The organism is Sulfurimonas marina, assembly GCF_014905095.1.
Classification (GTDB): domain Bacteria; phylum Campylobacterota; class Campylobacteria; order Campylobacterales; family Sulfurimonadaceae; genus Sulfurimonas; species Sulfurimonas marina.
In genome coordinates this window covers 2,188,865-2,202,742 of the sequence record NZ_CP041165.1, presented here as the reverse complement: position 1 = coordinate 2,202,742, position 13,878 = coordinate 2,188,865, and the positions used below count along the sequence as shown (strand labels likewise).

Annotated in this window: 17 protein-coding genes; 12 read left to right on the top strand and 5 right to left on the bottom strand. The window is 35.9% G+C overall.

Annotated features, from left to right (window positions below; genetic code table 11):
- Window positions 1–206 precede the first annotated feature (206 nt).
- Together purM and FJR03_RS11240 are read right to left on the bottom strand one after the other, a co-directional pair.
- Complete coding sequence (gene purM / locus FJR03_RS11245) at window positions 207–1,205, bottom strand: phosphoribosylformylglycinamidine cyclo-ligase (protein WP_193113595.1); 999 nt, start codon at window positions 1,203–1,205, stop codon at window positions 207–209.
- Between the two features lie 2 nt (window positions 1,206–1,207).
- Window positions 1,208–1,405 (bottom strand): YgaP family membrane protein, encoded by a 198-nt coding sequence (locus FJR03_RS11240; RefSeq protein ID WP_193113594.1) that lies wholly within the window; start codon window positions 1,403–1,405, stop codon window positions 1,208–1,210.
- Between the two features lie 187 nt (window positions 1,406–1,592).
- Between FJR03_RS11240 and FJR03_RS11235 the strand changes: the two genes are divergently transcribed.
- Genes FJR03_RS11235 through dapF form a run of 3 tightly spaced genes read left to right on the top strand, consistent with a single transcriptional unit; the run spans window position 1,593 to window position 3,516 of the window.
- On the top strand, window positions 1,593–2,144 hold the full coding sequence (locus FJR03_RS11235) for a spermine/spermidine synthase domain-containing protein (protein WP_193113593.1): 552 nt from the start codon (window positions 1,593–1,595) through the stop codon (window positions 2,142–2,144).
- Window positions 2,144–2,743, top strand: coding sequence for a dephospho-CoA kinase (coaE, locus tag FJR03_RS11230; RefSeq protein ID WP_193113592.1), 600 nt, complete (start codon window positions 2,144–2,146; stop codon window positions 2,741–2,743). The genes FJR03_RS11235 and coaE overlap by 1 nt, the downstream gene beginning before the upstream one ends.
- Window positions 2,744–2,754: 11 nt before the next feature.
- Window positions 2,755–3,516 carry a diaminopimelate epimerase gene (gene dapF, locus FJR03_RS11225; RefSeq protein ID WP_193113591.1) on the top strand — a complete coding sequence of 254 codons (762 nt, stop codon included), beginning with the start codon at window positions 2,755–2,757 and terminating at the stop codon, window positions 3,514–3,516.
- A 27-nt stretch (window positions 3,517–3,543) separates the two neighbouring features.
- On the opposite strand, the gene prfA is transcribed toward dapF, so the two are convergent.
- Window positions 3,544–4,611 carry a peptide chain release factor 1 gene (prfA, locus tag FJR03_RS11220; protein WP_193113590.1) on the bottom strand — a complete coding sequence of 356 codons (1,068 nt, stop codon included), beginning with the start codon at window positions 4,609–4,611 and terminating at the stop codon, window positions 3,544–3,546.
- Window positions 4,612–4,623: 12 nt separating this feature from the next.
- Window positions 4,624–4,884: a 30S ribosomal protein S20 gene (rpsT, locus tag FJR03_RS11215; protein WP_193113589.1), complete on the bottom strand. Its 261-nt coding sequence runs from the start codon at window positions 4,882–4,884 to the stop codon at window positions 4,624–4,626.
- A 197-nt stretch (window positions 4,885–5,081) separates the two neighbouring features.
- Between rpsT and glmM the strand changes: the two genes are divergently transcribed.
- From glmM to def, 6 genes are all read left to right on the top strand, one after another.
- Window positions 5,082–6,422, top strand: coding sequence for a phosphoglucosamine mutase (gene glmM, locus FJR03_RS11210; RefSeq protein WP_193113588.1), 1,341 nt, complete (start codon window positions 5,082–5,084; stop codon window positions 6,420–6,422).
- Window positions 6,423–6,432: 10 nt separating this feature from the next.
- Window positions 6,433–6,873 (top strand): signal peptidase II, encoded by a 441-nt coding sequence (lspA, locus tag FJR03_RS11205; protein ID WP_430739137.1) that lies wholly within the window; start codon window positions 6,433–6,435, stop codon window positions 6,871–6,873.
- A gap of 63 nt (window positions 6,874–6,936) precedes the next feature.
- Complete coding sequence (tig, locus tag FJR03_RS11200; protein WP_193113586.1) at window positions 6,937–8,235, top strand: trigger factor; 1,299 nt, start codon at window positions 6,937–6,939, stop codon at window positions 8,233–8,235.
- A gap of 1 nt (window position 8,236) precedes the next feature.
- Window positions 8,237–8,827 carry an ATP-dependent Clp endopeptidase proteolytic subunit ClpP gene (gene clpP, locus FJR03_RS11195; protein ID WP_193113585.1) on the top strand — a complete coding sequence of 197 codons (591 nt, stop codon included), beginning with the start codon at window positions 8,237–8,239 and terminating at the stop codon, window positions 8,825–8,827.
- Between the two features lie 9 nt (window positions 8,828–8,836).
- Entirely contained in the window at window positions 8,837–9,892 is a 1,056-nt protein-coding gene (locus FJR03_RS11190; RefSeq protein ID WP_193113584.1) for a GGDEF domain-containing protein, read from the top strand.
- Between the two features lie 7 nt (window positions 9,893–9,899).
- The gene (gene def, locus FJR03_RS11185) at window positions 9,900–10,421 is read left to right on the top strand and encodes a peptide deformylase (RefSeq protein WP_193113583.1); all 522 of its coding nucleotides are present in this window, start codon (window positions 9,900–9,902) and stop codon (window positions 10,419–10,421) included.
- A gap of 8 nt (window positions 10,422–10,429) precedes the next feature.
- Here def and FJR03_RS11180 read toward each other — a convergent pair whose 3' ends face one another.
- On the bottom strand, window positions 10,430–11,152 hold the full coding sequence (locus FJR03_RS11180) for a 2OG-Fe(II) oxygenase (protein WP_193113582.1): 723 nt from the start codon (window positions 11,150–11,152) through the stop codon (window positions 10,430–10,432).
- A 139-nt stretch (window positions 11,153–11,291) separates the two neighbouring features.
- Between FJR03_RS11180 and FJR03_RS11175 the strand changes: the two genes are divergently transcribed.
- From FJR03_RS11175 to FJR03_RS11165, 3 genes are read left to right on the top strand one after another with little or no spacing between them, the layout of a single operon-like run.
- Window positions 11,292–12,800 carry a YifB family Mg chelatase-like AAA ATPase gene (locus FJR03_RS11175; RefSeq protein WP_193113581.1) on the top strand — a complete coding sequence of 503 codons (1,509 nt, stop codon included), beginning with the start codon at window positions 11,292–11,294 and terminating at the stop codon, window positions 12,798–12,800.
- 13 nt (window positions 12,801–12,813) lie between these two features.
- Entirely contained in the window at window positions 12,814–13,230 is a 417-nt protein-coding gene (locus FJR03_RS11170) for a secondary thiamine-phosphate synthase enzyme YjbQ (protein ID WP_193113580.1), read from the top strand.
- 1 nt (window position 13,231) lies between these two features.
- A complete protein-coding gene (locus FJR03_RS11165; RefSeq protein WP_193113579.1) occupies window positions 13,232–13,876 on the top strand; it encodes an HAD family hydrolase in 645 nt (214 codons plus the stop codon).
- Window positions 13,877–13,878: the final 2 nt, after the last annotated feature.

Here is a 13,878-nt window from a genome sequence, read left to right as displayed (position 1 = left end):
TTTATCTGTCACCCTTTTGGGTGACACTCTTTTCTCTTTTCAATTGAAAACAAAATCAATCATAATAAATAAAATAGTAATAAGAACTTAGATGAGATATAGTAGATATATTTTAGATCGATAAAAGTATTTGAATGGAATTAATAGTTAGAGTAGGAAAAGGAAATAGGGAGTTAGAAAAACCTTTTAAAAGGCTTTTCTATTGATTATACGAGTTTAGCTTCTCTTGGGCCCTCTTTGATCTCACCTACAAGGTAAGAACCAGGAGCTGTAGCTAAAACTTTATCAACGTTAGATTCTTCAACAACAAGTATCATACCTACACCCATATTGAATGCTCTAAACATCTCATTGCGTGCAACGTGCTCACTCATTAGCTCAAAGATTGGAAGAACTTTGACAGCGTCTTCTTTTACTTCTGCCATTAAGTTCTCAGGAAGTACACGTGGAAGGTTTTCTACGATTCCACCGCCTGTGATGTGTGCCATAGCAACGATCTCGTTTTTAAGCGCTTTAAATGTTTTTACATAGATGTTTGTCGGAGTTAAAAGAGTCTCGATTAACGGTTTACCATTGAAATCATCTTCAAATTTCATTCCCATTTTCTCAAACAGTACTTTTCTAGCTAAGCTGAATCCATTTGAGTGTAATCCTGAAGATGGAAGAGCGATAAGTTTATGTCCTGCTTTTACAAGACTTACTCTATCCATTTCAGACTTCTCAGCTACACCAACTGCAAAACCGGCTAGGTCATAATCGTCTTCAGAGTACATACCAGGCATTTCAGCAGTTTCACCACCGATTAATGCACATTCGCTTTGTTTACAACCCTCAGCAATACCTGCTACAACGTTTGTAGCGATTTCAACATCAAGTTTACCTGTAGCATAGTAATCTAGGAAAAATGAAGGTGTACCGAAATTACAGATAAGGTCATTTACACACATAGCAACTAAGTCAATACCTACAGTATTATGAATACCGCTGTCAATTGCTAATTTTAGCTTTGTACCTACACCGTCAGTCGCTGCAAGCATTACAGGCTCATTAAACCCTTTAGGTAGTTCAAATGCACCTGCAAATGAACCAATACCACCCATTACACCTTCAACTCTAGTAGCTTTTACTAATGGTTTAATATTCTCAACAAAGCTGTTTCCAGCATCTATATCTACACCTGCGTCTTTATAAGAAATTTGGCTCATAATTAATCCTGCTTATCTTGTGGTAAATCACATTTTTTTGTAACGATACAAAGGGGACAAAAGTTTGTAAGTCCAGCAAGTAATGGAATAACACCTAGGTAGAACCATGCATTATCTAAAATAACACCTGTAATAATCAGTGCAAGTCCAACAACTATACGAAACACTCTACAAAATTTTCTAACTTTGTTTAAGTCCATTTTATACCTTTAGCTTAAATATTTTGTAATTATATCAATATTAAGTAAAATTAATCCAAAAGTAGATAAAATCGCGGTGGGTTTAAAGGACTTATAATCTTAACTTAAAACGGGGACGAATCCTCCCTGCGGTCTGAGCCCCTTGTTTAAGCTAAGCTTATAAGTCTATTTTGAAGGAAAATATATAATGAATACAAAAGAATTTATTTACAACGAAATGATGGTACATGTACCATTATGTACACATAAAGATCCAAAGAAAGTACTGATTATTAGTGATAATGCAAGCGGTATGATTGGTGAAATCGAGAAACATGACGGGATTGATTGTGATGTAATCTCTGCAAATATTAATCTTTTAAGAGATGTTGCAGATAACGCTTACGATGTTGTTATCTCAGAACTTGATAGCGACGCTGCTGTTTTAGCACACTATAACCGTGTTTTAAACGAAGAGGGTTTACTTGTAACAAAACATCCGTCTTTAGATGATGTAGATGCTAACAAGCAAATGATGGAGATTTTAGGGAAATATGCAAAAATCATTATGCCATACAACTTAGGTAACTGTGAAACTGCATTACTTGCTTCAAAAGCGTACCATCCAACGGCAGACATTATCTTACATCGTGCAGATATGTTAGATAATTTAAATTATTATAATTCTGATGTTCATCCGGCAGCATTTGCTATGGGTAACTATATCCGTAAAGAATATTTAGGAATTATTAAAAACTAATGGCATTCGAATATGCCATTGCGTTAACTGGTGGTATTGCAACAGGTAAAAGCACTGTTGCTTCTTTGCTCGCTTTAAACGGCATGAGGGTTATTGATGCCGATACCATTTCACACAAGATACTTGATGCGTCATCCCAGTGGGTCAAAGAGACTTTCGGTGAAGAGTATGTTAAAGGTGTAAATAAAGTTGATCGTCCAAAGTTGGGTGCTTATATTTTTGCAACACCTGAGGCAAAACAAAAACTTGAAGAGTTTCTACATCCAAAGATCAAAGCTGAGATAGAAAAACAGAGTGAAAAACAGGATAGTTTTAAGTTCCCGTATCTGATCGATATTCCCCTCTTTTTTGAAAATAATAACTACGATATAAAAGATAGTGTCGTAGTATATACTCCGAGTGACTTACAACTAGAGCGTTTTATGAAACGTAATGGGTATAGTGAAGAGGAATCACGAAGAAGAATAGCTTCGCAACTTCCGATCGAAGAGAAGAAAAAACGTGCTACTTGGGTGATTGATAATTCAAAAGATCTTAAACATCTGCAAAACGAAGTGGAACTTTTTGTAGAGAAGATTAAAAAGATATACAATAAATAGGAGAGGAACCAATGCGTATAGCTAAATATAGTGCAAATGGAAACGATTTTGTAATCTTTCATGATGATTCTAAAAAAGAGCGTAATGAACTTGCTCGTGAGTTATGCCATCGTCAAGACGGGATTGGTGCTGATGGTTTGATCGTAGTAGTACCTCATGAAAAATATGATTTCGAATGGGAGTTTTACAACTCAGACGGAAGTCATGCAGATATGTGTGGAAACGGAAGCCGTGCATGTGCACACTATGCTTACAATAATGATTTAGCTCCACAAAAAATGAGTTTTTTAACAGGTGCAGGTGTAATCAATGCTGAAGTAAGCGATAATAGTCCAAAAGAGGGGATGGTTTTAAGTGAGCTTACACCTCCTGAGATTATTGATCAAGCAATAGAGTATAATGGAAAAACTTGGTGGCTGATTAATACAGGTGTACCCCACTTAATATGCCTGCAAGATGATGTAGAAGAGTTTGATATTGAAGAAGCTAGAGAGCTTAGATTTATTTATAATGCAAATGTAAATATTTGTAGTGTTACTGAAGATGGAAATTTAAATGTTCGTACATATGAACGCGGTGTTGAAGATGAAACTTTAGCTTGCGGTACAGGCATGTCTGCGTGTTTTTATAGAGCTTATTTGGAAGAAAAAGTACAAAACAACATTGAAGTGTATCCTACAAGTAAAGATACTTTATATCTTGGATATAATGGACAAACAATTACGTTTAAAGGTAGAGTTAAAAAGACGTTTGAAACGGATTGGGAAATTTAAATTCGTAAGAATGTGAAGAGCTGAGGCTTAAAGCCCAGCCGCTTCAACAATTTTAGCTTGAGTATCTGCGATTAGCGGATCGATAATCTCATCAAAAAGACCACCACCCATAATCTCATTTAATCTATAAAGCGTTAAGTTAATTCTATGATCACTTATACGGTTTTGAGGATAGTTGTATGTACGAATACGACCACTTCTGTCACCTGTCCCCACTTGTGCAGCACGCTCAGCTGCATTTTCAGATTGTTGTGCCTGCATCTCTAACTCATAAAGTCTAGACTTCAATACTTTCATAGCCTTTTCTTTATTTTTATGCTGAGATTTTTGGTCTTGGTTGGTTACTACTATACCACTTGGTAAGTGAGTGATACGTACAGCAGAGTCTGTAGTATTTACAGATTGACCACCACAACCACTTGAACGCATAACATCGATTTTAAGATCATTTTCATTGATCTGAATCTCAACATCATCAACTTCAGGCATAATTGCTACTGTAATTGCCGATGTATGTACACGACCCTGTGATTCTGTTGCCGGAACACGTTGAACACGGTGTGTTCCACCTTCATACTTCAATCTACTATAAACCTGCTCACCTTTAATAAGTGCAACAACCTCTTTGTATCCACCTGCTTCAGAAGCAGATGTATTCATTATCTCGATCTTCCAACCTTTAAGTTCGGCGTAACGAGTATATGCATCAAACATATCTCCAACAAAGATAGCAGCTTCATCACCACCGGCTCCGGCACGAAGCTCTATAATAATATTTCTATCATCATTTGGATCTTTTGGAAGCATAAGCATTTTGATCTCTTCTTCTAAAACAGGTACTTGAGGTTCTAACTCTTTGAGCTCCTCTTTAGCCATTTCAGCCATTTCAGGATCTGCCAGCATCTCTTTAGAATCTGCAATCTCTTGAACAAGTGCTTGATACTCTTTTGCTTTTTCTACGATTGGTAAAAGTGAAGATTGTTCTTTTGAAAGTTCTGTCATCTTTTTGATGTCAGAAGTGATATCAGGTGAACTTAGCAATTTGCTAAGTTCATCATAGCGATTGATAAACGGAGTAAGTTTATCTGCTAACATGTGGAGTTAGCCTTATATAGCGTTTACAGCTTTGTGTAGACGGCTTACTTTTCTAGCAGCAGTTTCTTTTTTAAGAATACCTTTGCTTACAAATTTGTGAATTTGTTGGTTAGCTACTTTTAATGCAGCAGCAGCTTCTTCTTTGTTCCCTGCATCGATTGCAGCACGAACATCTTTAACGATATTTTTAAGACGAGTTCTGTAGAAACGATTACGTTCAGCACGAACGATAGTTTGGCGAATTCTCTTAACTGATGACTTGTGATTTGCCATTTGTTTTATCCTTCTTGGGAATTTAAGTGCGAAATTTTACCTTAAAAATAATTAAAATTAAGTTAAGTGGTGTTAAAATATCTATCTTTACAGAAAACAGGGATTTTAAAATTGAAAAAATTATGTTTTTTAAACTTTGAAATCTAACAAACTAACAGATATAATGATAAAAAAGTATTAAAACTAGGATAAAAACGATGGAATTATTTGGAACGGATGGTGTACGTGGTGAGGCTGGCGGCTTTTTAAGTGCTCAGGTAGCGATGCGTGTTGCAATGGCAGCAGGTATCTACTTAAAAGAGAAATCGGTTACAAATAAGATCTTAGTTGGAAAAGATACACGTAAAAGCGGATATATGATCGAAAATGCGATCGTATGTGGATTAACAGCTATCGGATACGATGTTATCCAAATTGGTCCAATGCCGACACCTGCTATTGCCTTTATTACAGAGAATATGCGCTGTGATGCCGGAATTATGATCTCTGCTTCTCACAATTCATTTGAAGACAACGGTATTAAATTTTTTGATGCCCACGGAGATAAGTTTCCCTCTGAAGTAGAACAAAAAATTGAAGATATATATTTTAACGATGAAAAGATACAAGAAGCTCAGGTTACCGGAAAAGAGATAGGAAAAGCAAAAAGAATAGATGATGTCGTTGGTCGTTATATTGTTCAACTTAAAAACTCTTTTCCTGTAGAGTTGACATTGCAGGGGATGAGAATCGTTCTTGATGCTGCTAACGGTGCAGCATATAAAGTTGGGCCGACGGTACTTGAAGAATTAGGTGCTGAAGTTGTTGTATTACATAATGAACCAAACGGCTATAACATCAATGAAGATTGTGGAGCTTTACATACAAAAGATCTAAAATATAATGTAGTTAAATACAGAGCTGATCTTGGAATAGCTTTAGACGGTGATGCAGACAGACTTGTAATAGTTGATGAAGAGGGTGAAACAGTTGACGGTGATCAATTACTCGGTGCATTAGGACTTTTTTTACATGAAAAATCGTGTTTAAAAGGAGGAGGTATTGTTGCAACTGTTATGAGTAACGGTGCTTTGGATAATTTTATGCAGGAGCATGGCCTTAAACTATTACGCTCAAACGTTGGCGATAAAAATGTTTTAGAGATTATGAAAAAAGAGGGGATCAACTTCGGTGGCGAGCAAAGCGGTCATGTAATAATGAACGATTTTGCCAAGACGGGAGACGGTCTTGTTTCAGCACTTCAGGTACTTGCACTTATCCTTTCAAAAGGGAAAAAAGCATCAGAAGTGTTACGTCCGTTTGATCTTCATCCACAAAAACTTGTAAATCTGAATGTTAAAGAGAAAAAGCCTTTAGACCAGATCGAGGGATTAGAGAAGCTGTTAAAAGATTTAGAGGGTGAGAATATTCGTCATCTTATCAGATACAGCGGTACGGAAAATAAATTACGTCTCTTATTAGAGGCAAGTGATGCGAAATTAATGGAGAAAAGAATGGATGAACTTGCAGCATTCTTTCAAAAAGCGTTAAATGGATAAAAACTTGCAAATAAGATTATGGGCTATACTCCTTTTTAGTATTGCGGGAGTATTTATAGTTGACCAAAATATAAAAACTCTTTTTGTAGAAGGTTTTCGTTACTATACAGAGTGTATAGATTTTATTTTGGTATACAACAAAGGTGTAGCGTTTTCAATGTTTGCATCACTGGGTGAATATCTCAAATATATTCAGCTGGTTTTGGTACTAGGTGTTTTTGGATATATCATCTATCTCAAAAAACTATGTTACGCTTTTCCTACGGGAATTATTATCGGTGGAGCGCTCTCAAATATCTATGATCGTTTTATTCACGGCGGTGTAGTTGATATGGTTTATTGGCACTGCGGATTTGATTTTGCCGTATTTAACTTTGCGGATGTAGTGATAGATATAGGGGTCTTATGGCTCTTGATATTAAACCTTAAAACGCATTTGTGTAAAAATTAATCGTAATAAAAGTACATTTTTGGTATGATTGCCTAAAATTATATAATAGTGCAAAGGAAATTGATGGATATCAAATCAAACAAAATTAACGGTGCTAATGCTGAAATCACGGCAACTATCTCTACTGATGAGGTAAGTGCAAACGTTGAGAAAATAGCAAAGCAATTATCTAAAACTGCTAACGTTCAAGGTTTTAGAAAAGGGAAAGTACCTGTAGCAGTTATCAAACAACAGTATGGACAAAAACTTGTAGAAGATGCAGAGTCTGAGTCTTTACGTCAAGTACTTAACCAAGGTTTAGATGAGCTAGGTATTAAAAATGAAGAGCTTATCGGTGAGCCAACAATTTCAAAATTTGACAAGTCTGACGATAAAATCGAAGTAGCGATCAAAATTGCTACACGTCCAGCTATCGAACTTGGTGATGTTGACGCTTGTACACCTGATTTCAAAAAACCAGAAATCAAAGATAAAGACGTTACAGCTAGAATCAAAGAACTTGCAGAAGGTCAAGCACCTTTAGAGAGTGTAAAACGTAACCGTAAAATGAAAGAGGGTGATACTGCTGTTATCGATTTTGAAGGTTTCCTTGATGGTGAAGCTTTTGATGGCGGTGCTGCACAAGGTCACGAACTATTACTTGGTAGCGGTCAATTTATTCCAGGTTTTGAAGATCAACTTATCGGTGTTAAACGTGATGAAGAAGTTGAAATTAACGTAACTTTCCCAGAAAACTACGGTTCAGATAAACTTGCTGGTAAACCTGTAATGTTCAAAGTAAAAGTAAACGACATTAAAGTAAAAGGTGAAGTTGAAATTGATGATGAACTAGCAAAAAAATTCCTTCCGGGTGATGAAGAAGCTAATTTAGAAAAACTGACTTCAGAAGTTAAAAAAGCTATGGAGCAAGAAGAGTTAGGAAAACTTTACAATGAAGAGTTAAAACCGAAACTTTTAGAAAAACTTGTTGATTCTTTAAACTTCGATCTTCCTGATTTCGTTGTTGAGCAAGAGATCGATATGGCTGTAAACAAAAAAGCTAGAGAGATGAGCGAAGATGAGATCAATGAACTTCGTGAAAATGCTGATAAATTAAAAGAGTTACGTGAAACTTTCCGTGATGAAGCTGCAAGAAGTGTAAAAGCTACATTTATTATCGATGCTTTAGCACAAGATATGGGTGTTTCTGTAAATGAGCAAGAGTTAATGCAAACTATCTACTTCGAAGCTATGCAAATGGGTCAAGATCCACAAAAAGTATATGAGCAATATAAAGAAGCTGGATACCTACCTGCAGTACAAATGTCAATGGTAGAAGATAGAGTTTTAACAACTTTATTAAATAAAAAAATAGAAGAGTAATATGAGCTACATACCATATGTAATAGAAAAAACCGGTCGTGGAGAGAGAAGTTATGATATCTATTCACGTCTTTTAAAAGATAGAATCGTTATGTTAAGCGGTGAAGTAAACGATGCCGTTTCTTCAACAATTGTAGCGCAACTACTTTTTTTAGAGGCTGAAGATCCGGAAAAAGATATCTATTTTTATATCAATTCACCGGGTGGTGTTGTTACTGCTGGTATGGCTATATATGATACTATGAATTATATCCGCCCAAATGTAGTAACAATCTGTATAGGTCAAGCTGCATCAATGGGTGCTTTTTTACTTAGTTCTGGTGAAAAAGGGAAGCGTTATGCTCTTCCTCATGCTAGAATTATGATCCATCAACCTCTTGGCGGTGCTCAAGGTCAGGCTACTGATATTGAGATCCAAGCTAAAGAGATTTTACGTATGAAAAAAGAGTTAAATGAGATTTTAGCCAAAAATACAGGGCAAAAAATCACAACTGTTGAAAAAGATACTGATCGCGATAACTTTATGAGTGCCGAAGAAGCAAAAGAGTATGGTATGATCGATGAAGTATTGACTAAGAGTGAGAGAGAATAGGGGGATACTATGTCAGGCACACTGAGAAAAAGAGCTAGAAGAAATCTAGACGAACCTGAAGAAGCTAAAACTGAGGAGATGCCTACAGTAGAACCTTTCGATATTGATAATCCGTCAAGTGATGTTGAGATCTATGCAAAAGAGGTCTTAGCATCATTAATTGCGGATAATCTGCCACCGACACCAAATAACTTTTCACTCTATTTCGACAGACTTTTAGAAGATAAAAGTGAAAATCTCAGACGTCAGATACATTCTATGTTAGAACTAGAAGAGAGTAATGATGATGAAAACACTATCGCTTTAGAACAAAATCTGAAGCAGGGATTTTTATCTATTAAAAGTATTCTTGGAGTGACTGCCAATTTATACAAAAATATGGCTCTTATGAATAAGATACTTGAGAAAAGAAAAGATGAACTTTCAGCTAGCCCTGATGCCAAAGAAGCACTTAGTGTAATAGGTGTATTAGAGGGTGATGTTTCAAAGCTTAACTCTATTCTAAAAACTCAAAGTTCTAAGATGAAAGATATCTACGATGAGACGGCAACAATTGTTAAAACCGTAGAGAATGAAACTATTTTTGATAACAAGTTTGGTGTGTACAATAAACGTTATCTATTAACTAAAATAGAGCAAGAGATTAGTCTGATTTCAGAGTTTAAACATAAAAGTTCTCTGATGATGATTGAACTAGACGGTACTTTGAAAAAAAGTGTTAAAAATGAGAAAGCAATTGTCCTTATGACTAGAACGATTGCAAGATTATTATTAAAAACTTCTAGACGTAGTGATATTGTTTCTCATTACGGCGGCGGAGTATTCTCTATGCTTTTAAAACATACAGACCTAGATAATGCAAAACGTGCAGCTATCCGTTTAAGTGAACTGGTATCTAATTCCAACTTCTTCTTAGCGGATCGTGAGATTCAGTTGAAAATATCTATAGGTATTACAAATATAGATAGCAACTACTCTGTTGAAGAGATTGTTGTTTCGGCGTTAGACGGAATACAAAAAGCATATGAAGATAAAAAGACTGACTACGCTGTCTCTTTAAGATAGGGAAAAAATGAATTTAACTATTGTTGAATATCCAGATAAAAGACTACGTGAAAAATCGAAAGAGGTTAACTCTTTTGATGAAACACTTCATAAACTTTTAGATGCAATGTATCCTATGATGATCGAAACAAACGGGATAGGATTAGCTGCTATTCAAGTTGCACATCCTGTTCGAGTATTGATTTTGAATATTCCTGATGAAGAGGGAAATCAGCCGGATGAAAACCTTATCGAGATTATCAATCCGGTAGTGATCGAAAAAGATGGTGAAACTACTTATCAAGAGGGGTGTTTAAGCGTTCCTCAGTTTTATGAAGATGTAAAACGTCATGAAACGATAAAGATTAACTATCAAGACCGCCACGGCAATACTCAATCATTAGAGGCTGACGGACTTTTAGCAATTGCTATTCAGCATGAGATGGATCACTTAGAGGGGATACTCTTTATAGATAAACTCTCATACTCCAGACGTAAAAAGTTTGAAAAAGAGTATAAAAAAATACAAAAAGAGCGTAAAGGGAAATAGTTTCTCTTTTAGTTCAAAATGGCATTATGCCATTGAACAAGCGTAAGTCTATATCCTGCTTCCACCTCTTTTACTTCATGTGAAAAGTATGGATTACTTGGAAATATAATAATATCTCCGGCATCTGCTTTAAATTCTATCGTTTTACCATCTTTATTTTTTAAAAAATTAAATATTAGTTCACCACCTTTAAAAGAGTGTTTATTATCGGGATTATCACTATAAGATGTCGCAAACAAAACAGTTGTCATTTTACGTTCAGGTGCTACGGGATGGTAAGCTATAATGTTTTTATTTTCATCGATAATAGCATTTGAATCATCAGCATGTTGCACATAAAAGCCCCCTTTTTTATACTCTAAAGCTTGTATCTCAGTAGAGAGAGTGATGGCGATGTTAAAATACTCCTCTATTTGTGACTGATACTCTTGAAATCTTGTATGGTAAAGTTCATTTAGATATTCACTGATAGCATAGATTTTTGTATCACGATACTTTTTGACAACTTTTGCCTCAACTACACCCAAAATAACTTCAGACTTTACTTTCGCAGTTTCAGCATCATCATCATGGTAAATATCATCTACAAAAAGAGGCAGTTCGTGAGGTTTGAGAAAGTTTTTTATTACTAAAAACGGTAATGGCTTATAAGGACTAGGAAGAAATGCAGTTGGAATATCCAGCTCAAATATATGTTTATCTAAAAAGATATTTTCACTAATTTGGATCAATTAAACCCTCTATGTATAAAGTTACGCATATTACACCTTTTTTTACAACAAAGCAATAGTAAAATATTTCATTTTGCAATAAAACTAAAAAGGGTGGTATGAAGTTGTTAAGATAGTTGAAATTTTCAAAGGTTTTGAGATGAAAAAGATATCTTGCGCAACGTTAGAGGGAATAGAGGCTAGAGTTGTTGATGTTGAGTGTACACTTACAAAAGGACTTCCCTCTTTTTCAATTGTAGGACTTGCTTCCACTGCAATAACAGAGGCAAAAGAGCGAATAAAGTCCGCACTTTTAAGTAACGAGTATAAGTTTCCCCCAAAGAGGATAACCTTTTTACTAGCCCCCTCGGAGATGAATAAATCGGGTAGTCATTTTGATCTCTCAATGGCACTATTAATTCTTCTAAATGATGCAGAGGAAGATTTTCATGACTGGTTTGTATTTGGGGAGCTTGGACTTGACGGGAGCGTAAAGGAAAATATTCAACTCTATCCCCTCATACTCTCTCTGGCAAATCAAAATCTGATTCAAAAAGCTATAGTCCCTAAAGAGGCTTTAGATAAACTCCAAAAAATTCCTAACGTTACTTTTTTTGGAGTAGAGAGTTTAAATGAAGCGGTGGCACTTTTAAAAGAGCAGGAGAATCTTACATTTGAGAATCAAAGCAATGAGCTTCCCTATCCAAACTTTGAGATAGACAAAGAGAAGTTTTACTATATAAAAGAGTATAAAGAGGATTTTTATGACGTAAAAGGGCAGGAGGTAGCAAAACGTGCTTCGATCATTGCAGCGGCAGGGTTTCACAATATCATTTTAGAGGGGAGCCCTGGATGCGGGAAAAGTATGATTGCAAACCGGCTTAGATATATATTGCCGGCTCTCAAAAATTCCGAAATCTTGGAAATTGCAAAACTTGATGTACTTGAGGGTGATGAACCAACATTCAAACCCCATAGAGGTTTTAAAAATCCTCATCACTCATCCACATCGGCAAGCATCTTTGGGGGAGGGAGTCATAAGGCGAAGATAGGTGAAGTTGGCCTTGCACATAATGGAATTCTTTTCTTTGATGAACTACCCCATTTTTCGAAAAATGTTTTAGAGTCCTTACGGGAACCGATGCAAGATGGGAAGATAAGAATATCACGCGTAAATTCAAAAGTGAACTATCCGGCAAACTTTTTATTTGTTGGGGCTATGAATCCTTGTCCATGTGGTAATCTGCTAGATGCTAAAAAAGAGTGTCGTTGTAATGAGTTAGATATTCAAAGGTATAAAAACCGTTTGAGTGATCCTTTCTTAGATCGTGTAGATATAAATGTAGTTATGCAAAATGTGGCAGCTAATGATCAACCTTCGTACAGTTCAAAAGAGATGCATAAAATGGTTTTGGAGGCACAGATTTTTGCAAAACAAAGGGGTCAAAAAAGTTTTAACGGAAAGATGAGCGATGAAGAGATCGAGCAGTTTTGCAAGATGGAGGAGGAGGTAAAGCCTATCTTAGATATGGCTATAAATCGTTTTAGTCTCAGTTTTAGAAGTATTAAAAAGATACAGAAAGTTGCACGAACAATTGCAGACTTGGAACAATCAACTTTAATAACAAAAGAGCACATGTTAGAGGCTTTGAGTTATAGGAGAAGATAGAGTATAATTTTGGATGTCTATTTTTCAAAAAACAATAAAAATTTCACCAAAACCAAGAGGGTTTCACCTGATCACAAAAGAGATAGAAGATACTCTTTCTTCATTTCCCGATGCAAGTCAAGGGATATTACATATATTTTTAAAACACACATCCGCTTCACTTAGTATCAATGAAAATGCAGATCCGTCTGTAAGAGAGGATATGGAGGCATTTTTCTGTGATACGGTTGATGATAAATCGTACTATATTCATACGTATGAGGGTGCGGATGATATACCTGCGCATATAAAAAGTTCTCTGCTAGGAAATTCACTCAATATTCCTATTACAGATGGCAAGATGAACCTGGGAATTTGGCAGGGAGTTTATTTGGGTGAGCATAGAGATCATGGAGGAGGTCGAACTTTGGTTCTGACAATGCAATATTAAGATGAAAAAATATATATTATTTGATAATGACGGTGTTTTAATAGAAACAGAAATGTGGTACTTTGAAGCAAGTAAGAGAGCTTTAAAAGAGTTCTTTGATCTCGAACTTACTTTTGAGCGCTATATGGAGATTATGGCCAAAGGACAGCGTGCTTGGGTTATAGCTGAAGAGATAGGGATAAGTGAAGATGAGATCGTAAAGGCCCGGGAAAAAAGAGATGAGTATTATCAAGAGCATATAAAAACAAAAGAGATAGCTATAGAGGGAGTTTTAGATACTCTTAAAGAGCTGAGCAAAAACTATAGAATGGGAATTGTTACCACTTCAAGAAGAGTGGATTTCGAGCTTGCTCATAGTGGACGGGGGATAACAGAGTTTATGGATTTTGTTTTATGTGTAGAGGATTATCCGCGAGCAAAACCACATCCCGATCCATATCTAAAAGGGATGGAACTCTTCGGTGCGACAAAAGAGGAGTGTATCATTGTTGAGGATTCAAAACGTGGGCTCTCTTCAGCTGTAAACGCTTCTATCGAGTGTGTTATAGTGCACAATGAGTTTACTAGAACACACGATTTTTCAGATGCTAGCTACAAAATTAACAAGTTCTCTGAGTTGCAGGAACTTTTAAATTCTATAGCCTAAGA